Annotated in this window: 16 protein-coding genes; 7 read left to right on the forward strand and 9 right to left on the reverse strand. The window is 72.4% G+C overall.

Going from position 1 to position 19,252, the window contains the following annotated elements; genetic code table 11:
- Nucleotides 1–60: 60 nt before the first annotated feature.
- Nucleotides 61–1,386 (reverse strand): M48 family metalloprotease, encoded by a 1,326-nt coding sequence (locus tag CFK38_RS01385; protein WP_096801463.1) that lies wholly within the window; start codon nt 1,384–1,386, stop codon nt 61–63.
- A gap of 175 nt (nt 1,387–1,561) precedes the next feature.
- Nucleotides 1,562–3,007: an aldehyde dehydrogenase family protein gene (locus tag CFK38_RS01390; RefSeq protein ID WP_096801464.1), complete on the reverse strand. Its 1,446-nt coding sequence runs from the start codon at nt 3,005–3,007 to the stop codon at nt 1,562–1,564.
- 114 nt (nt 3,008–3,121) lie between these two features.
- On the opposite strand from CFK38_RS01390, the gene CFK38_RS01395 reads away from it, so the two are divergent.
- On the forward strand, nt 3,122–4,195 hold the full coding sequence (locus CFK38_RS01395; RefSeq protein ID WP_096801465.1) for a MauE/DoxX family redox-associated membrane protein: 1,074 nt from the start codon (nt 3,122–3,124) through the stop codon (nt 4,193–4,195).
- Between the two features lie 36 nt (nt 4,196–4,231).
- On the opposite strand, the gene manA is transcribed toward CFK38_RS01395, so the two are convergent.
- From manA to CFK38_RS01420, 5 genes are all read right to left on the reverse strand, one after another.
- Nucleotides 4,232–5,434, reverse strand: coding sequence for a mannose-6-phosphate isomerase, class I (gene manA, locus CFK38_RS01400; RefSeq protein WP_096804158.1), 1,203 nt, complete (start codon nt 5,432–5,434; stop codon nt 4,232–4,234).
- A 2-nt stretch (nt 5,435–5,436) separates the two neighbouring features.
- A complete protein-coding gene (locus tag CFK38_RS01405) occupies nt 5,437–6,468 on the reverse strand; it encodes a hypothetical protein (protein ID WP_096801466.1) in 1,032 nt (343 codons plus the stop codon).
- Between the two features lie 97 nt (nt 6,469–6,565).
- Nucleotides 6,566–8,314: a pyruvate dehydrogenase gene (locus tag CFK38_RS01410; protein WP_096801467.1), complete on the reverse strand. Its 1,749-nt coding sequence runs from the start codon at nt 8,312–8,314 to the stop codon at nt 6,566–6,568.
- A gap of 100 nt (nt 8,315–8,414) precedes the next feature.
- A complete protein-coding gene (locus tag CFK38_RS01415) occupies nt 8,415–9,749 on the reverse strand; it encodes a hemolysin family protein (RefSeq protein WP_096801468.1) in 1,335 nt (444 codons plus the stop codon).
- Nucleotides 9,750–9,815: 66 nt separating this feature from the next.
- Nucleotides 9,816–10,754, reverse strand: a complete 939-nt coding sequence (locus CFK38_RS01420) for a serine hydrolase domain-containing protein (protein WP_096801469.1) — start codon at nt 10,752–10,754, stop codon at nt 9,816–9,818.
- 376 nt (nt 10,755–11,130) lie between these two features.
- On the opposite strand from CFK38_RS01420, the gene CFK38_RS01425 reads away from it, so the two are divergent.
- From CFK38_RS01425 to CFK38_RS01435, 3 genes are read left to right on the forward strand one after another with little or no spacing between them, the layout of a single operon-like run.
- Nucleotides 11,131–12,210: an efflux RND transporter periplasmic adaptor subunit gene (locus CFK38_RS01425; RefSeq protein ID WP_096801470.1), complete on the forward strand. Its 1,080-nt coding sequence runs from the start codon at nt 11,131–11,133 to the stop codon at nt 12,208–12,210.
- On the forward strand, nt 12,207–12,962 hold the full coding sequence (locus CFK38_RS01430) for an ABC transporter ATP-binding protein (RefSeq protein WP_338025017.1): 756 nt from the start codon (nt 12,207–12,209) through the stop codon (nt 12,960–12,962). The genes CFK38_RS01425 and CFK38_RS01430 overlap by 4 nt, the downstream gene beginning before the upstream one ends.
- Nucleotides 12,959–14,164: an ABC transporter permease gene (locus CFK38_RS01435; protein WP_096801472.1), complete on the forward strand. Its 1,206-nt coding sequence runs from the start codon at nt 12,959–12,961 to the stop codon at nt 14,162–14,164. Before CFK38_RS01430 ends, CFK38_RS01435 begins: the two co-directional genes overlap by 4 nt.
- Before the next feature lie 171 nt (nt 14,165–14,335).
- Here CFK38_RS01435 and CFK38_RS01440 read toward each other — a convergent pair whose 3' ends face one another.
- Nucleotides 14,336–15,400, reverse strand: coding sequence for a CAAX protease (locus CFK38_RS01440; RefSeq protein WP_096801473.1), 1,065 nt, complete (start codon nt 15,398–15,400; stop codon nt 14,336–14,338).
- Between the two features lie 165 nt (nt 15,401–15,565).
- On the opposite strand from CFK38_RS01440, the gene CFK38_RS01445 reads away from it, so the two are divergent.
- The gene (locus CFK38_RS01445) at nt 15,566–15,976 is read left to right on the forward strand and encodes a VOC family protein (protein WP_096801474.1); all 411 of its coding nucleotides are present in this window, start codon (nt 15,566–15,568) and stop codon (nt 15,974–15,976) included.
- A gap of 78 nt (nt 15,977–16,054) precedes the next feature.
- Here CFK38_RS01445 and CFK38_RS01450 read toward each other — a convergent pair whose 3' ends face one another.
- Nucleotides 16,055–17,047 (reverse strand): CPBP family intramembrane glutamic endopeptidase, encoded by a 993-nt coding sequence (locus CFK38_RS01450; protein WP_096801475.1) that lies wholly within the window; start codon nt 17,045–17,047, stop codon nt 16,055–16,057.
- A 142-nt stretch (nt 17,048–17,189) separates the two neighbouring features.
- Between CFK38_RS01450 and CFK38_RS01455 the strand changes: the two genes are divergently transcribed.
- Both CFK38_RS01455 and CFK38_RS01460 read left to right on the forward strand, forming a co-directional pair.
- A complete protein-coding gene (locus CFK38_RS01455) occupies nt 17,190–18,470 on the forward strand; it encodes a sensor histidine kinase (RefSeq protein WP_096801476.1) in 1,281 nt (426 codons plus the stop codon).
- Nucleotides 18,455–19,201, forward strand: a complete 747-nt coding sequence (locus tag CFK38_RS01460; protein WP_096801477.1) for a response regulator — start codon at nt 18,455–18,457, stop codon at nt 19,199–19,201. Before CFK38_RS01455 ends, CFK38_RS01460 begins: the two co-directional genes overlap by 16 nt.
- Nucleotides 19,202–19,252: the final 51 nt, after the last annotated feature.

Here is a 19,252-nt window from a genome sequence, read left to right on the forward strand (position 1 = left end):
ATTCGATGCAGGTTTGAGGAGGGTGTGGTGACCGGCGGGACAGCACCGGCGCCGGAGCGGTCAGGACGGCATCTGCGGTCCCTGCCGGTCCGGTGGGGGCCCGAAGGGGTTCTGTGCGCCGCCGATGAGCGGACCGCGGGCGTCGTCACGATAGGGGCCGGGCGGGATCACATAGGCGGTGCGGTCCGAGAGCAGCGGGGCGGAGGTCTGGATCGTGCGCATCGCGGGCCGATCCGAGTAGTCGATGCCGGAGAAGCGTCCGAACTGGCCGTCGGCGCCGGCCGGCCGGCGCACGTCGGCCGCGGCGAGCATCGCCAGTGCATCACCCGGGGCCGGGTAGCGGGAGGACCACACGTGCCCCGGCGGCAGCGGAGAGGTGAACAGCGACCCGCCGGGGCGGATCCACAGCGAGCCGGGCGCCGAGCGGTCGCGCAGGGCGTGGGCCCGCCAGGTGGTCACCGGGTGGGAGGAGCCCCAGTTGACCCAGTGCACGAAGAAGCTCGGGTCGGTCGCGGCACGATCGGCCAGTTCATTGACGTTGACCTCGGCGTTCAAGTACTTCCCGCCGGAGAGCACGCCCATCACGCCGGGTGCTCCGGCGGGGCAGTGGGAGTACCCGAAGTTGTCGGCGGTGTACTCCTGGGCGCGGGAGAGGGCCGGGCCCAGGATCGGGATCATGCGGATCACGGTGGTGAAGACGAGGCGGAAGTAGGAGACGTGGCCTGCGGCGAGGTGACCCACCTCGTGCGCGATCACGAAGCGCAGCGCCTCCGGGTCACGGGTGCGCCCGCCCACCTCGAACAGGTCGGAATGGACCACGACGAAGCGACGGAACCCGTGGCCGGAGGCGAAGGCGTTGATGACGCCGTTGCCCAGCAGCACATAGGCGTCGGGGACGCGTCGCATCCCGAACTGCTGTGCGGCCTCCGCCACCATCCGGTATCCCTCGGGGAACTGGGTGGGGCTCATGCGCACGGCCCTGGTGCGCATCCGTGCGTACATGATCGCGCGTGCCCACCAGATCAGCACCGGGGCCAGCGGCAGGACGAACGCCAGCTGGAGGAGGATCGGCAGGAACCCGACGTACTGCCAGAGGCTCGCGACGCTCGCCTCGCCCTCGGTCACCTGCAGCACCAGGGTCGAGATGATGAGGGTCCACCACGCGATGTAGGCCAGGGTCGTCAGGGCGATGCCCACCCCGAGCAGGGGCAGCTCCCAGGGGTGGCGGATCCTCTTCTTGCCCAGGACGCCGTGCGAGGTCGCGCCGTTGAGAAGGTTCGGGTCGCCGGGGCGCGTGCTCCCGCGGGGCGCGGGGCCGTCGGGCCCGGACCCGCCGGAGGGCGCGGTGGCCGTGGGCGGCGGCGGGCCGGGGGGCTGCTGGGTCATCGCGAACGCTCCTTTCGACCGACGGTGCGCTCGGTCTCCCGGCCGACGATAACCCCGACGGCGGGTCCGGGGTGGACGGAACGCCCCGCGGTGGACGTCCGTCTGCCGGGAATGGGCCGCTGGTCCGGACAGGAGCGTCCCGACCGCGTCGGGGACGCAGGGCGGTGTGCCGGGCTCAGCGCATCAGTCGGCGCAGCACCCGGCGCTTGAGGCCGCGGTACGGCGGGTAGACGAGCTTCAGGGTGTCGGGAGTGAGCGGCTTTCGCACCACCGGCTTGGCATGGGTGAACACCTCGACCCCGGCACGGCCGTGGTAGGCGCCCATGCCGGAGGCGCCCACCCCGCCGAAGGGCATCCCGGTGCTGCCCACGTGGGCGAGGGTCAGGCCCAGGGCGAGGGAGCCGGAGGAGGTCTCGGCCGCGAAGCGCCGTTCGACGTCCCGGCGGGGCGAGAACACGTAGGCGGTCAGCGGCTTCTCCCCCGCCCGGATGCGGGCGATCGCCTCGTCGGGTCCGGAGACCGCGAGCAGCGGCAGGACGGGGCCGAAGATCTCCTCCCCCATCACCGCGTCGTCCCCCTCCACGCCCGTCATGATCGTCGGCGGCAGGTAGCGGGTGGCGGGGTCGGCCTCGGCGGTGCCGCCGAGGATCGTCTTCTCGTCGTCGATGAGGGCGAGCACCCGCTCGAAGTGCTTGTCGCTGACCATCCGGCCGAAGTCCAGGCTGCGCTCGGGCCGGGAGCCGTACAGCCGGCGGACGGCCCTGCGCAGGTGGGGGCGCAGCCGCTCGAGGGTGCGGGGGGTGGCCATCAGGTAGTCGGGGGCGATGCAGGTCTGTCCGGCGTTGGTGAACTTGCCCCAGATGATCCGGCGGGCCGTGACGGCGAGGTCCGCGCCCTCGTCGACGAACACCGGAGACTTCCCGCCCAGTTCGAGCACGGTGGGGGTGAGGTGCTCGGCGGCGGCGCGGGCCACGATCCGGCCGACGGCGCCGTTGCCGGTGTAGAAGATCAGGTCGAAGCGCTGCTCGAGCAGGATCGTGGTCTCCGCCACCGCGCCCTCGACCACTCGCACCCAGGCCGGGTCGAGGTGGGTGCGCAGCAGGTGGGTGAGGGCGGCGGAGGTCGCGGGCGCCACCTCGCTGGGCTTCACGACGGCGATGTTGCCGCCGGCGATGGCGGCGACCAGCGGCGCGAGGGTGAGGTTCACCGGATAGTTCCAGGGGGCGATGATCAGCGTGGTGCCCAGCGGCTGCCGCTGCAGCTCCCCGGAGGCCGGGGCCAGCAGCGGGCCCAGCGAGAGCCGCTCGGGCCGCAGCCAGGAGCGCAGATGCTTCATCGTGTGCGTGATCTCCTGGGCGACCACCCCGATCTCGGTCAGGGCGCTCTCCGTGCGGGACTTGCCGAGGTCCTCGGCGAGCGCCCGCGCCAGGCGCGGCTCCTCCGTCCGCAGACCGCGGCGCAGGGCGGCGAGCTGGGCGAGACGGGCGGCGACGGGTCGGGTGGTGCCGGCGTCGAAGGAGGCGCGCAGGGCGGCGACGTCGGCGCCGATGCGGGCTCGCGGCGCTCCTGCGTCGGCCGCCGGTCCGGTGGGGGTGCTGCTCTGGTGCTCATCAATGGCCATGGAGCCAGCGTAGATCCCGTTCTCCTGTGGCACGAGCGCACACCGAGCGGCGCCGATCACCGAGAATGGGGGTCCGAGGGCCCGATGTCCGGGCCCAGGAGGAAGGGCCCGACGATGATCGTGCTGCTGGCCGCACCGCTGCTGCTGACGCTCACGCTGCTGGTGTCCGGGCTCGCGAAGCTCGGGGCCCGCCAGGGCACGGAGGAGGCGATGACCTCGTTGCGGCTGCCGCTGCGAGGCCTGCACCGCACGGTCGCCACGGTCCTCCCGGTGACGGAGATCGTGCTCGCCCTGGTGCTGTGGGTCCCCTCGGTGCCGGTGCAGACGGCGGTGGCCGTGGTGATCGCCCTGCTGATGATCGCCTACCTGGGGATCATCACCCGGGCGCTGACCTTCGAGGAGCCGGTGGAGTGCTCGTGCTTCGGCACCCTCGCCTCGCCCACCGTCTCGCGACTCACGCTGGGGCGGAACCTGCTGCTGACCGGTCTGAGCCTGCTGAGCGTGGTCGCGGCCGCCGGCGGGTCGATGACGACCGTGCTGGTGCAGGCCCCCCTGTCGCTGATCGGGCTCGGGATCACCGTGCTGCTGACGATCGCGCTGACCATCCTCACCGTGGGCAGCACGGATCCGGCCGCCCGGCCGTCACCCGCCGCGGCGGGTGCCGGGAGCTCGTCGGCGGACAGCGGCGCCGCGGGTGCTCACGGCGCAGAGGACGAGGAGCTGCTGGACTACGAGCGCGCCGCCACCCCCGCGGCGGTGCTGCAGAAGCCGGACGGCCGGCTGATCACCCTGTCCCAGCTCACCGCGCAGCGGGCCGCTCTGCTGGTCTTCACCTCGGAGGGGTGCGGGCCCTGCGAGAGGGTGCTGGACCGGGCCCCGGAGTGGATCGCCTCGCTCTCGCCCTCCCTCCAGGTCCGGTTCGTGTTCTCGCGTCCCGTGGATCAGCTGCGGGAGCGCACCCTGCAGCGAGTCGGGGAGCTGGCGATGCACGACCTGCAATTCACGGCCCGCTCCACGCTGGGGGGCCGGACCGCGCCCTCGGCCGTGCTGCTCGGGGCCGACGGGCTGCTCGCCGGGGGGCCGGTGGACGGCGGCTCGACGGTGATCGAGTTCGTCGAGGAGATCCGGACGCAGCTGCGCGACGCACAGGACCAGGACCAGGACCAGCCGCCCTCGTCCGCGCCGTGACCTCGCGCTCGGTCCGGGCACGCACCCGAGGCCGGTTCAGGGCACGCTGGCCTGCGCGAAGCTGCCGTGGCCCCGGGCCCGCAGCGGACCGTCGGCCGCCGGGACGAAGACCGCCTGCCCGGCCCGCAGCGCATGGCTGCCGGTGGTGGTCTCCAGCGTGGCCGTGCCCTCCAGACCGAGCACGATCCGCGGCCCGGAGCCCGGGATCGGGTGCGTCCGGGCCGACGCAGCGACCGGATCGCTGAGCTCGGTGATCGCGAGCTCGAAGTCGTCGACCGGGGCGTAGTAGGCGATCGAGGTGGAGTTCTGCCGTTCCGGGGCGACCCGCAGCGGAGGGGCCGCCGTGACGCTGACGCACTGCAGCACCTCGTCGGCGTCGACCCGTTTCTGCGTCAGACCCGCCCGCAGCACGTTGTCGCTGGTCGCCATCACCTCCAGGCCCGTGCCGTGGAGGTAGGCGTGCAGGGCGCCGGCGGGCACGTACATCGCCTCGCCCCGCTGCAGGGACACCGGGTTCAGCAGCAGCGCCGCGACCACGCCCGGGTCGCCGGGGTGATGCTCGGCGAGCAGGGAGACGGAGCGGTCGATGCGCGGGGACGGCGAGGAGCCGGCGGCGATGCGTGCCCGGCAGGCCTCGACCACCGCATCGACCGCCTCCGATGCGGGTCGCAGCGAGGCGGAGACCAGCGTGCGGAACGCGGCGCGCATGCCGTGCGCGGTGGGGTTGTCGACCAGGAGGGTGTGCAGCCGATCGGTGAGAGCGGTGCCGAGCCCGTCGAGGATCACCGCCGCCCGCCGCGGGGTCCGGAACCCGCACAGCGCGGTGAACGGGGTCAGGGCGATCAGCATCTCCGGCTTGTGGTTCGCATCGCGATAGCTGCGCAGCGGCGAGTGCAGGTCGATGCCCGCGGCGCTCTCGGCGGCGAAGGACTCCGCGGCGTGCTCCCGGGTCGGATGCACCTGCAGCGACAGCGGCCGCTCCGCCGCGATCACCTTGAGCAGGAACGGCAGCTGCCCGCCGAAGGCCCGGGAGACGTCCGCCCCCAGCATCTGCTCGGGGTCCACCGCGATCACCGTATCCAGGCCGGTGCCGTCGGGCGTCGACGCCGGGGCGAGCGGATGCGCCCCGAACCATGCCTCGGCCCAGGGAGCGCCGTCGGCCTCACGGCCCAGGAACTCGGGGATCGCAGTGGCCGATCCCCAGGCGTAGTGCTGGAGGTGGCTGCCGAGCTCGAACAGGCTCACGCACCGCCTTCGAGGATCTGGGCGATCAGGCGTGCCGGCTCATCGGTCCCGAGCTCCGGTGCGGGTGTCGGCTCCCCGCCGACCCGGCGCATGCCGTAGCGCTCCCACTGCGCGGCGAGCCAGGAAGGTGCACCGGGGGCGTGCACCCAGGCCGGGATGCCGCGCATGGCGGCATCGAGCACGTCCGCGGAGAAGACCGCGGCGAGGGGGCCACCCAGCTCGGAGAGCGTGGTCGAGGGATCCTGGAACCCGATGCCCCGGCGTCGCAGCAGCAGGTGCGCGGCGCGGGCGAGGCGATCGGTCTCCGCCGGGCCGGGCTGGTAGAGCGCACCGGCGAAGCGGCAGTACGACTCGGCCGCCCGCAGGGTCACCCGGCGCGGCAGCTCGATCGTGGAGAGCTGGCCCAGGAACACCGGCTGCGCATCGAGCGCCGGCGGCTCCCCCGACGCCTCGTGCCGCGCCTGCCACAGCCGCTGCGAGCCGACCGCCCGCACCACGATGTCGTCGCGGTCGGCGCGGTGGAACTCCCCGTCCTCGACGGTCCAGGACAGCAGCGTGACATCCGGCGGCAGCGGCGGGGCGAAGGGGGTGAGCACGTCGTGCTGCACGACGGCGCCGGGGACGTCCGCCTCCCGTGCCCATTCGTGGAGGCTGCGCCCCACCTCGCGGTGCCAGCCGAGGGTGAGCAGCGAGGTGATGCCGAGGCCGTCGAGCGCGGCCGACGGCTCGCTGATGCGTCGGTGCTGCCAGTCGGGGCCCTCCAGCTCGTCCAGGGCCAGCCCGGCCGGGGTGACCACGACCGCGCTGCCGTGCACGTAGGGCAGCACTGCGGGCAGTCCGCCGTGGGCGGCGCCGTCGGCGGTGTCGATGCCGAGCAGGATGCGCGCCGAGCCCTCCCCCTCGCGGGTGTGGAGCACGTACCCGGGTGCGGACTCGGAGGGGCGGGCACGGTGGATGCCGCGCACCCGACGACGGGAGCCTCGCCACTCCTGCCAGCGCTCGAGGCTGCGCGGATGGATCAGTGCCACGGGCGGTACCCCTCCTTGGACGTGCATCGGCTCCGGTGGGCCCAGCATTCCACACGGAGGCCCCGGGGACACGGCGATCCGTGGGACGACCTGCGGATCAGCGAGGCATGTTGCGCAGGTTCGCGGCGGCCATGTCGAGCATCTTCCCCACGCCGCCGCCGAGCACGATCCTCGTCGAGGCCTGGGCGAAGCCGCGGATCTGCTGCGCGGAGATCTTCGGCGGCATCGACAGGGCGGCGGGATCGGTGACCACGTCGATCAGCATCGGACCGGGGGTGGCGAGCGCCGCGGCGAGCTGCTTCTTCAGCGTCCTCGGGTCGGTGATGCGCACCGCGCCGATGCCCACCCCCTGCGCGATCGCCGCATAGTCGACGTCCTCGTGGTCGGTGCCGTGGTCGGGCAGGCCCTCCACCAGCATCTCCAGCTTGACCATGCCGAGGCTGGAGTTGTTGAAGACCACGATCTTGGTGCCGAGGTCATGCAGCTTCACGGTGAGCAGCTCGCCCAGCAGCATCCCGAGGCCGCCGTCGCCGCTCATCGAGATCACCTGCCGCTCGGGGAACGCCAGCGAGGCGCCGATCGCCTGCGGGAGGGCATTGGCCATGCTGCCGTGGTGCCAGGAGCCGAACAGGCGGCGCTTCCCGTTGGGGGTGATGTAGCGGGCGCCCCAGACGTTGCACATGCCGGTGTCCACGGTGAACACGGCGTCGTCGTCGGCGAGATCGTCGAGGGTCGCGGCGACGAACTCGGGATGGATCGGCCTCATCCTCTCGACGTTCTTCGTATAGGCGGAGACCGCGCCGGTCAGGGCCTTGTGGTGGGCCTTCAGCTGACGGTGCAGGAAGCGGGCGCTCTTCTCCCGGGTCAGCAGCGGCATCAGGGCCTGCAGGGTCAGGCCCACGTCGCCGTGGAGCGCGAGGTCCAGCGGCACCCGGCGGCCGAGCCGGGCGGCCTCGGCATCGATCTGCACGATCTTCGGCGGGTTCTTCCCGCCGGGCCCCGGAAGGAACTCGCTGTAGGGGAAGTCGGTGCCCAGCAGGATCACCAGGTCCGCCTCGTGCATCGCCTCGTAGCAGGCGCCATAGCCCAGCAGTCCGCTCATCCCCACGTCGAAGGGGTTGTCGTACTGCATGAACTCCTTCCCGCCGAAGGCGTGCCCGATCGGGGACTTGACCCGCTCGGCGAGCGAGAGCACCTCCTCGCGGGCGTCCCGCACCCCGGCGCCGGTGAAGAGGGTGACGGTGTCGGCCTCGTCGATCAGCTCGGCGAGGCGGCCGACGGGCTCGGCGGCGGGCTGGACGCGCCCGAGATCCGTGGCGAGGTCGCGGGTCAGCGGCCCGTCGACCTCCTGGTCGGCCACGTCACCGGGCAGCACCAGCACCGAGACGCCCTGCTTCGCGATCGCGGTCTGCACGGCGATGTGCAGCATGGTCGCGCCGTGCGTGCCGGAGTTGACCAGCTCGCAGAAGTGGGAGCACTCGCGGAAGAGGGTCTCGGGGTGGGTCTCCTGGAAGAAGCTGGTCCCGATCGTGGCCGAGGGGATGTGGGAGGCGATCGCGAGCACCGGGGCGCCGTCACGGTGGGCGTCGTACAGGCCCTGGATCAGGTGGGTGTTGCCCGGCCCGCAGGAGCCCGCGCAGACGGCCAGCTTCCCGGTCAGCCGGGCCTCGGCACCTGCGGCGAAGGCTCCCGCCTCCTCGTTGCGCACGTGGATCCACTCGATGCCCTCGGTGGTGCGCACGGCATCGACGACGGGATTCAGGGAGTCGCCGACCACTCCGAAGATCCGCTCGACGCCGAGGTCGCGGAGCTGGGTGACGAGGAGCTGGGCGAAGGTTCTGGCCATGGTGGTGCCTCCAGGGGTGGGTGCGTCCGGAGGGGCACCGGCCCCAGGCACGGTGCCCGCTGCCCTCACCCTAGTCCTGCACGAGCCGGCCTGCCGGGCCTCAGGTCGCCTCGGCGTCCTCGTTCTCGTCCTCGTCGACCACCGGCTCCACGGCCGTGAACCGCACCGTCTGCACCCGGCGGTCGTCGACCTCGACCACCTCGAGCAGCCCGCCCTCGACCGCGACCGTGTCCCCGGCCTCGGGGATGCGGCCCAGCTGGGCCATGAGGAATCCGCCGACGGTCTCGTACCCGCCCGTATCGGGCAGGCCGATCTCGGTGGCGGCCTCGAACTCCTGCAGGATCAGACCGCCCTCGAAGGTGCCGTCGGCCTCGAGGATGCTGTCGAGCCCGCCGGGAGCGGGCCAGGACTCGCGGTCGAACTCGTCGTAGATCTCCCCCACCAGCTCCTCGAGCAGATCCTCCAGGGTGACGATGCCGTCGGTGCCGCCGTACTCGTCGACCACCACGGCGATCTGATCGGCGTGGGCGCGCATCCGGTTCAGCGCCATCAGCACCTGGACGGTGCCGGGGATGTGCTCGATGGGACGCACCAGCTCGGACATGCGGGTGACGGACGGGTCCTCGACCAGCAGCATGTCCCGCACATGGACGAAGCCGAGCACGTCGTCGACGTCCTCCCCGATGACCGGGTAGCGGGAGAAGCCGGAGTTGCGGATCTCCACCCGCACCTCGGTGACAGTCTGGGCGCCGTCCAGGAAGTGCACCTGGTGGCGGGGCTGCATCACCTCGACGACGGTGCGCTCGGAGGCATCGAAGACGTCCGCGAGCACGCGGGACTCGGCCTGGTCCAGCGCATCGGAGGAGCGGACCATGGATTTGATCTCCTCGGCGGAGACCGCCTCGCGATCGGCGTCCGGGTCCCCTCCCAGCAGCCGCACCACGAGGTTGGTCGAGGTGGACAGCAACCAGATCACCGGGCGCATCAGCTGCCCGAAGACGCTCAGCGGCGGGCCGACGATCTTGGCCATCCCCATCGCGTTCTGCATCGCCAGCCGCTTGGGGACGAGCTCGCCCAGCACCAGGGAGAGATAGGCGATGACCAGGGTCATCCCGACCAGCGCCACCGTTCCGGCGGTCGACTGCGGGACTCCGAAGTCGGTGAGCACCGGCACCAGGGAGGGGGCGATCGTGGAGGCGCCGTAGGCCGAGGAGAAGAACCCGGCGACGGTCACACCGATCTGCACGGCGGAGAGGAACTGGTTGGGGTCCCGCACCAGCGTCGCGGTGCGCTCACCGCGGGGACCGCTCTCCTCGAGCTGCTTGATCTGTGTCTCGCGGAGGTTGACGATCGCCATCTCGGTGCCCGCGAACAGGCCGCCGATGAGCACGAAGACGAGCACGAGGGCGATGTTCAGGAGAACGGAGAGGTCCATGAGGCAACGCTACCCGCCGCGAGGCCGGCGACCTGGGGACGCGCTGGCGGTGTCCCGGCCCGCCGTTCACAGCAGCGGCAGCAGCTCCTCCCACACGGCATGGAGGATCTCCGCCGTGCTCCGACCCTCCAGTCGCGCGGTGACGGTGACGACGGCATCCTGCGCGGGCAGCACGATGAGCAGCTGCCCCAGAGCGCCGTCGGCCCGCCAGGCGCCCTCGGGCGTGCACCGCCAGATGCCGCGGCCGTAGTGGGCGGTCTCGGGTTCGGGATCACCGGTGGGTACCCAGGCGTCCTCGGCGTGCAGCGCATCGACCCAGGTGGCGGGCACGAGCTGGGCACCGTCGTACTCACCGCGCTGCAACAGCAGGCGGCCGATCCGCGCCAGCTGAGCACTCTTCAGATGCAGTCCCGTCGCGCCCCAGCTGTGCCCGTCACGGGTGGAGTGCCACTGCGGGTTCAGGATCCCCAGCGGCTCGAACAGTCGCGGCAGCAGCCAGTTCCGCAGGCTCTGGCCGGTGCGCTCGCCGATCACCCGCGAGAGCAGGAAGATCGAGCCGTTGGAGTACTCCCAGCGCTGGCCGGGATCGGCGATCAGGTCGGTGCCCAGCAGCAGGGAGGTGAGGTCGTGGTGATCGCGCTGTTCGTCGAGGAAGCCCAGCACCGGGGAGCCGGAGGTCATGGTGAGCAGGTGATGCAGCCGCACCTTCTCGACGCCGGCGCCGTACCCGCCGACCGGTGGGGGCAGGTGAGCGCTCAGCAGGTCCTGCGGATGCAGCAGCCCCTCGTCCGCGGCGATGCCCACGGCGAGCGCGGTGACGCTCTTGGAGACGGAGTAGAGGTTCTCCGCGGTGTCCTCGGCGAAGCGGTGGCTGAGCTCCGTGCGGCCGGCGCGGTGCAGGTGCACCGCCCGCACGCCGAGGCGCTGCTCGAGGATCCGCTGACGCAGGGGGAGCAGCAGGAGCTCGTCGGGGATCGCTGTGCTGGCGGGGTCGGCGGGGTACATGGCGAGACCGTACCGCGGCCCTTCCCATTGGCCACCGGGGATCTGCCCTTGCGGCCACCGGGAACCGACGCATATGACGATTGAACGCGCAGGAGCCGTTCAACCCCCATATGCGTCAGGAAACCGGTGGCGGGCAGCGGTGGCAGGGCGGAGTCTGGTGACGGGAGAGCAGTGGCAGGGCGATCCGAGCGGGGCAGCAGGGGCGGAGTCCGAGCGGGATCGGTGAAGATCTGCGCCTTCTCACCGAAGTCGGTGGTCGAAGGGCTCTGGGCAGGGAAGAATGGGCGCACTGCCTGCGCCGTATCTCCTCGGGACGCTCACGGCACCGCAGTCCCTTCCCCGTCGGCATCTGCGCCGGCCCGATCGAGAGGCGCCCGTGGACACCCTGCGTCGCTATGTCTTCCCCGTGATCTGGATGCTGATCTTCGGCCTGATCGCCCTGGCGCTGGTGAAGATGGCGTTCTTCCCCGCCGGGGATGAGACCGCGGGCGAGGACCCGCTCACCCCCGGCGCGGACTTCGACCAGTACGCCCTGGTCACCGTCGAGCCCACGGACCTGTCCTCCGAGCTCGTGCTCCCGGCGATGGTCCAGCCCGATGCCGGCACGGCGCTGACGGCCACCAGCACCGGGGAGATCACGAAGATCTGGCTGGGAAACGGCGACCAGGTCGAGCTCGGGCAGCGGATCCTGCAGGTGCGGTACCCGGTCGAGCCCGAGCCGGTCGAGATGCCCGTCGTCCCCGACGGCGAGATCGACCGGGAGGAGGTCGCGCCGGTGACGGCACCGCAGCCTGCGGCGACCGAGTACCGCTACGTGAACCTGGTCGCGACCGCCGCCGGCACGATCAGCGGCATGGAGGTCGTCGAGTGGGGCGATCTCACCGAGGGCGACGGGGTCGCGACCATCTCGCCGGGCACCTACTCGATCATCGCCGACCTCACCCCCGAGCAGCAGCTGTCCCTGCTGGAGGTGGAGCTGGACGCGACCGCCGAGCTGCCCACCACCGCGGACCCGGTGGCCTGCACGTCCCCCGCCATCACCGAGGATGCCGAGATCGAGGAGCCGGCCGCCCCGCAGGCTCCCCAGGTCGACCCCTTCTCCGGGGAGATGCTCACGCCCGAGGGCGGCGGCGTCTCCGCGGCGCAGCTGGTGTGCCCGGTCCCCGCCGAGGCCCGCGTGGTGCCGGGCCTGGGCGTGGAGGTGACCGTGGATCTCGGTGCCCGCACCGACGTGCTGACCGTCCCCACCACCGCCGTGGTGGGCGAGGGCACCGCCGGGACCGTCTTCACCCTGGACGAGGCCACCGGCGAGACTCTCCCCGTCGAGGTCACCCTGGGGATGCGCGGGGACGGCGCGGTGGAGGTCACCGACGGCCTCCAGGAGGGTCAGGAGATCCTCGAGTTCGCACCCGGCGTCGACGCGGAGGACATGACGGTCGAGGGCGGGATGTGGTGAGCGCTCCCCTGCTCGAGCTGCGCGATCTGCGCCGCAGTGTGCACCTGCCCAGCCGGGAGGAGCTGCACATCCTGCGCGGCATCGACCTGACGGTGCACGGCGGCGATCATGTCGCCGTCGTCGGCCGTTCCGGATCCGGCAAGACCACGCTGCTGAACCTGCTGGGGCTGATCGATCACCAGAGCGGCGGAGAGCTGCTGTTCGACGGGGTCGACGTCTCCCGGCTCGGGGAGCGTCGCCGGGCCCGTCTGCGCGGCGCCTCCATCGGCTTCGTGTTCCAGCAGTTCAACCTGCTGGACGGTCGCACCGCGCTGGAGAACGTGATGATGCCGCTGATGTACGGCAGCGCGGGCCAGTTCTGGCGGCGCGAGAAGCTCGCCCGCGAGATGCTCGACCGGGTGGGGCTGGCCGACCGGGCCCAGCAGCTGTCCGCCCGCCTCTCCGGCGGTGAGCAGCAGCGGGTGGCGGTGGCGCGGGCCCTGGTCCGCCGGCCCCGGCTGATCCTGGCCGACGAACCCACCGGCGCCCTCGACGTCTCGACCGGGGAGGCGGTGATGGCGCTGCTGGACGAGATCGCCCGCGACTCCGACGCCGCCCTGGTCACGATCACCCATGATCTGCAGGTCGCGGCGCTGTCCCGCCGCGCGTTCCTGCTGGACGAGGGCACGCTGCACGACATCGACACCGACGGCGCCCGGGACGCGCTGACGGCGACGGCGGGGCTGCGCTCCGGACGGGAGGCGGTGTCATGACCGGCCTGCTCGCCTCGATCGTCGAGGCCTACGGGGAGCTGCGCGTGAACAAGGGACGCATCCTGCTGTCCCTGATCGGCGTGGCGTTCTCCGTGTTCGCGCTGACCACGGTGATGGGCGGCGGCGGCATGCTCACCAGCGCTCTGACCCAGTCCACCGAGACCTGGTCGGGGCGCAGCATGACCCTGACCATCCACTCGATGGACGGAGCCTCGCAGGCCACCCCCGCCGAGCAGGACGCCGCCGTGCTCGAGCAGGTCGACCGGCTCGGCATCGATCAGCGCAGCCGCCGGGTCTACGACTCGCTGCGGGTGCAGACTCCGCAGGGGGTGCGCACCTCCGAGCTGATCGGCGTGGATCCGGCGTTCGCCGACATCTTCCGCACCACCGTCGAGCAGGGCCGCTGGATCGCGGACTCCGACGCCCGCCGGCTCGCCCCCGCGCTGGTGGTCAACGCACCGCTGTACGAGATGCTCGGGCGGCCGGATCTCGGCACCGAGCCGGTGACCGTCTACGGCGCCACGGGCGCCTCCGATGCCGACCAGGCGATCGTGGTCGGTGTGCTGCCCGAGCGCCCGAACACCGACTGGGGCCCGTCGGCGTACATCGCCGCCGGCGGCATGGCCTCGCTGCCGGGCCGGTCCGGAGCCCCGGCGACCTCCGAGTACATCCTCTGGGTGCCGCCCGAGCAGGGCGACGAGATCTGGGAGCGGCTCTCCACCTCGCTGCGGGACACCCCGGCGGGGGCGTTCGACGTGAGCCGCAGCTCGATGTCCCCCGACGACCTGGGCTTCGACGTGCTCGCCTACGCGGTGATCGGTGTGGCTCTGGTGATCCTGCTGCTGGGTGCCCTGGGGCTGGTCAACATCTCCCTGGTGACCGTGCGGTACCGGGTGCGGGAGATCGGGATCCGCCGCTCCTACGGCGCCACCGGGGGCCGGATCTTCGTGGGCGTGCTGATGGAATCGGTGGTCGCCACAGTGCTGGCCGGAGCCGTGGGGGTCACCGCTGCAGTGGCCCTGGTGAAGGCGCCGTTCGTCGGCGAGCTCTTCCGGGACGTCGGCCTCGTGGAGCTGCCGCCGTTCCCGGTCGAGGCGGTGCTGGTGGGCCTCGGCGCCGCGACCGCGGTGGGCGTCCTCGCCGGGGCGCTGCCCGCCCTGATCGCCACCCGGATCAAGGTGATCGACGCGATCCGGAGCTGAGAGCCGGCCGGACCGCCGGCCTCCGCCACCGGATCCGGCAGCTGGCCACGCCACCGGGCCCAGGCAGCCGACCGGGACACCAGGAATCTGACCTATATGAAGGTTGAGCGCCCTATAGACGTTCAATCGTCATATAGGTCAGGAAAGTGGTGGCCGAGATCGGCAGGCGGATCAGTAGGGCACCGGTGCGGGGGCAGGCTCACCGGCGGGGCGGCGGACCGGCTCCCGCAGGCGCACTCCCTGGCGGGCGCTGATTCGAGCCACCATCACCGCGGTGAGAAGCAGCAGCGCTGCCGCTGCGGTGAGGCCCCCTGCCAGGGCGGCGGAGCCGGACGCAGTCGTGGCGAGTGCGGCCGAGGAGGTGCCCGGTGCGGCGGCTGCGGCGCTGAGCGCGGCACCTCCTGCGCCGGCGCCGGTGCCCGCGCCCACGGCGGAGACCAGCTGGGAGGCGGCGGTGATCGTCGCGACGAGGAGGATCGACAGCTCCAGGCCGCCGCTCTTCCAGGCCAGGATCGCCGAGGCCAGCCCCAGGGTCAGGGCGGGCAGCAGCACCGCGGCGCTGAGCTCACGGCCGATGAGCATCACGGCGCCGGCAGCGAGCAGCGGCAGCAGCGGGCTGCGCAGCCAGGTGCCGAGGGCCTGCATCACCACCCCGCGCAGGGCCAGTTCCAGACCGGCCGCCTGCAGCGGGGCGAGGACCAGCACGATCAGGGTGACCAGCAGCAGCTGCGGCACGGAGCCGGTGGCGTCGGCCGCACCTGCGGACGTCCCGGCCCCACCGCCGTCGCCCCCGGCGATCGCGGTGGTGACCGCACCGGCGAGCCCCGCGGCGGCGACCACCGCGACGCCCATCGCGATACTCCAAGGGCCGAGCGATCGCAGCAGACCGCGGCGCGGCCGGGCGGCGATCGACCAGGCGGTGCCGAGCGGCCGCCAACCCCCGAAGCGCACGCCGATGATTCCGGCGGGCAGCCACATCACGCCCATCGCCAGGGCGAGCGCGACGTCCAGCGCACTGGTGGGATCGCCGCTGGTGACCCCGAGGGCGACGTTCACGCCCGGGGCGAGGGCGAGCACCAGGATCGTCAGGACCAGCACCACCGAGATCAGCACCACGTAGGCGGTGAAGGCGGCGGCCAGGGTCAGCAGCGGCCTGATCCGGCCCGTCCAGGCGGGCCGCAGCGTCGCCATGCGGTGGAAGGGGGTGGCGGTGGGGAGGGAGTGGTCGGCAGACATGTCGCCCCTACTGTAGGACGCCCGGCCGGGAGCACGGCGGGCGCCACCTGCGATGACGGTGATCGGGGTCAGACGGTGGGTCCCCCTGCTGTTCCGTCCGTCGGCCGGCGGTGCCAGGATGGCCTCCCGCGGGTCTCTCACAGGGCCCCGCTCCCAGGAGGTCACATGTTCAGCTCCACGCCCTACATCGCATTTCCCGGCAACGCCCGTGAAGTCCTCGAGTACTACGCGGAGGTCTTCGGCGGCACCCTCGATCTGATGACCTATGAGGGCATGCCGGACATGGGCTTCACCCCGCCGCCCGGGGCTGTGGCCCATGCTCAGCTGCAGGGCGGCCTGGTCACCCTCGCCGGCGGTGACGACATCGGCGAGGACTCGCGGCCGCTCGACGGCTCCGCCTACTCGCTGCTGGTCATGCCCGGCTCGGTCGAGGAGGCGGAGGCGCTGATCGAGCGGCTCGCCGCCGACGGCGGAACCCTCGGGATGCCCTTCGAGCAGGCTCCATGGGGAGATCACTACGGTCAGGTCACCGACCGCTTCGGCGTGCTGTGGCAGGTGAACGTCTCCGGGGCCTGAGCTCCGCATCGACGGTGGGCGCGAGGCCGGACGATATCCGAGGCCTCGCGCCCGCCGCCGACGAGCCGACGAGCCGACCTACTCACCGCTCTCCGGGAGGGACGTCCCCCTCCCCCGCTGCGGCTCCCACAGCCCCAGGCCCGCACGCCGCGAGTACCACCACCAGATCCCGGCCGAGAGCAGCAGCATCGGTGCCAGCGCGAGCAGCAGCCCGCGCAGCTCCACCTCACCCTGTTCGGTGAAGCCGGGGATCAGCGGGGCGATCGCGAACAGGGTCCAGTTGTTGGCGGTGTGCAGCAGGATCGGGATCTCCAGGCCGCCGGTCTTCCAGGCCAGCAGGCCCATCACGATCGCGAACAGGGCGATGTCGATCTGGCCCATCCAGCTGTACCCGTGACCCAGCATGAACAGCGGCACCGGGAGCAGGATCCCGATCAGGGGCCACCGCAGCCAGGTGCCCAGCATCTGCATCGGCAGCGCTCGGAAGGCGAGCTCCTCCCCCGCGCACTGCAGCGGAGCGAGCACGAGCACCAGCAGCCACGCGAGGACCACGCCGACACCCGGCTGCGGCACCACGATCGCCTCGCGTTCCAGGATCAGGTTCAGCACCAGGTTCACCAGCACGTACACCGGTGCCACGACCAGCGCCGCCCGTCCCATCAGCCCCCAGCGGAACCGACCCCGCACCGACAGGGCGATCCCGGCCCGGCCGTAGCCGGCCAGCGTCCCCACCGCCACGGCGGGAACCAGCAGCGCGAGCATGCCGAGGCCCAGGAACTGATCGGCGGGATTCAGCGGATCGACCAGGGAGGAGCTGGTGGCGGCGGCCGGCCAGATCTCGCCGGCGATCAGCAGCGGCGCCATCACCTGGAGGTTCATCATCACGAACACGGCGAGGGTGACCACCAGCGTGACCAGCGGCCGCCACCAGTAGCGGCAGTGCGCGACGGTGCGGGCAGCGCGATGGTAGGGCTGGGGCTCGGGGAGGGTCACGGGCAGCGCCGCGCCGATGCCGCCCGGGGCGCTCGTCGCCGGTGGCTGAGGAGGAGGACGCAGGTCGGGTTCGATCATGCCCCGATCCTGCCGGTCACCCGCGAGCGCCCGCGTCCGCTCTTCGTCTCCTCCTGTCCACCGCCGATCGGCTGACCTCGCAGGTCGGGCATCGGCCGAGCGGCTGATCCGTCGGCCGCGCCCTGCTCCCTACCCTGGTCCCATGACCGTCACCGCGCCCCGCTCACCGGCGCCGCCCTCCGTGCGCAGCCCGCGCCAGTGGGCGATCGCGCTCGCCCAGAGCCTCGTGGGCACGGCACTGGGCCTGCTGGTGCTGCTCATCGGCTTCGGAGCGCTGCTGGTGGAGTTCTCCGACGAGCCGCCGGCGGGGCTGGTGGGGCTGTACGCCGTCGACGCGCTGGTGGGCGCGGTCGCGACCCTGCTCGTCGGCCCGCTGCGGTTCCTGCGGCCGGGCCGGCTGCACACTGCGGCGCATCTGCTGCTCGCGGCCGCCGCCGGGCTCAGCTCGTGGTCGCTGCCGGCAGCGGCGCTCGCTCTCCACCGGATCGGGGTGCGGCGCCGCATCACGCTCGATGTCGCGGCGATCCTGCTGGTCGCGGGGACCTCAATGGTCTCGTTGAGCATCGATGCCCGGATCCGGGGAGAGGCGCCCGAGGCCCTGATGCTGGTCGCGATGGCGGTCATCGTGGTGCTCGCCCTGATCCCGCTGCTGCTCGGCCATGTGGTGGGCACACGGCACGAGCTGCTCGTCTCGCTGCAGGAGCGGACCGCCTCCGCGGAGCGCGAGCGGGAGACCGCCCAGCGGGAGCGTGCCGCCGCAGAGCGGGAGGCCGCCGCACTGGTGCGCGAGCGCGAGGCGGAGACCGCCCGGGTGCGCGCCGAGGAACGCGCCGCGCTGGCCCGGGACATGCACGACAGCATCTCCCACCACCTGGCCGCCATCGCGATGCATGCCGGCGCCATGGCCTACCGCGAGGACCTCTCAGCGGTGGCGCTGCGCCGCACCGCGGGCACGGTGCGGGACAACGCGCAGCAGGCGAACCGGGAGCTGCGCACGGTGCTGTCGGGACTGCGCACCGCTGAGGATGACGCACCGCTGGCCACGGCCCCCACCCTGGCCGGCATCGTCGAGCGCTGCCGGGAGGAGGGCCAGGAGGTGGAGCTGGTCTGGGAGGGCCTGACCGCACAGGATCTCACCGCCCGGGATCGCAGCACCGTGGTGGCCCTGGCCCGGATCCTCGCCGAGGTGACGGTGAACGCCGCCAAACATGCCCCGGGCCTGCCGCTGCAGGTGACCCTCTCGCGGTGGGACGAGCAGGTGCGGCTGCGGGCCCGGAACCCGCTGCCGTCGGAACCGACTTCGACCCTCTCGTCAGGACATGGTCTGCTCGGGGTGCAGGAGCGGGCACGGCTGCTGGGCGGGGACGCGCGCCACGGCGCGAGCGACGGGGACTTCGAGGTGGAAGCATGGATGCCATGGTGACCAGTGCGGTGGGCGAGGACCGGCACGGGAGCCCCGCGGTGCGGGTGCTGCTGGTGGACGACGAGGCGCTGATGCGCGCCGGGCTGCGGCTGATGATCGACGGCGCGCACGGCATCGAGGTGATCGGCGAGGCGGCCGACGGCGCTGCGGCGCTCGAGCAGGTCCGCTCCCTGGCTCCCGATGTGGTGCTGATGGACATCCGCATGCCCCGCATGACCGGACTCGAGTCCCTGCGGGCTCTGGGGGACGAGGGCGCTGTGGCGCGGGTGGTCATGCTGACCGCCTTCGACACCGATGACTTCCTGCTGGAGGCGCTGCGGGCCGGTGCCGTGTCCTTCCTGCTCAAGGACTCCCCGCCCGAGGAGGTGGTGCAGGCGGTGCTCGATGCCGCCGCAGAGCGGCCGCGCTTCTCCCCCGAGGTGCTCTCGCGGCTGGTGCGCCTCGCCTCCGCCGACTCCCCCGGCAGTCCCGGCGACGGCTCGGTCAGCGGTGGTGCCGACGGGGCGACGCCCGAGGTGCCGCCGGCGGACTCCCCCGCGCCTGCGGGCATCACCGGGCGCGAGTGGGAGGTGGCCCTCCTGGTGGCCCGCGGGCTCCCCAACCCGGAGATCGGCGAGACGCTGTACATGTCGGTCGCGACGGTGAAGACCCACCTGGGCAGGCTCTATCACAAGCTGCAGGTCACCAACCGGGTGCAGCTGGCGATCCGGGTGCTCGAGCTGGGCAGCTGACGCGTCCGTCCCCGGGGCGTCGACGGGGGCCGGTGGCTGCAGCGCGACGGG

Source organism: Brachybacterium vulturis (assembly GCF_002407185.1).
GTDB lineage: Bacteria > Actinomycetota > Actinomycetes > Actinomycetales > Dermabacteraceae > Brachybacterium > Brachybacterium vulturis.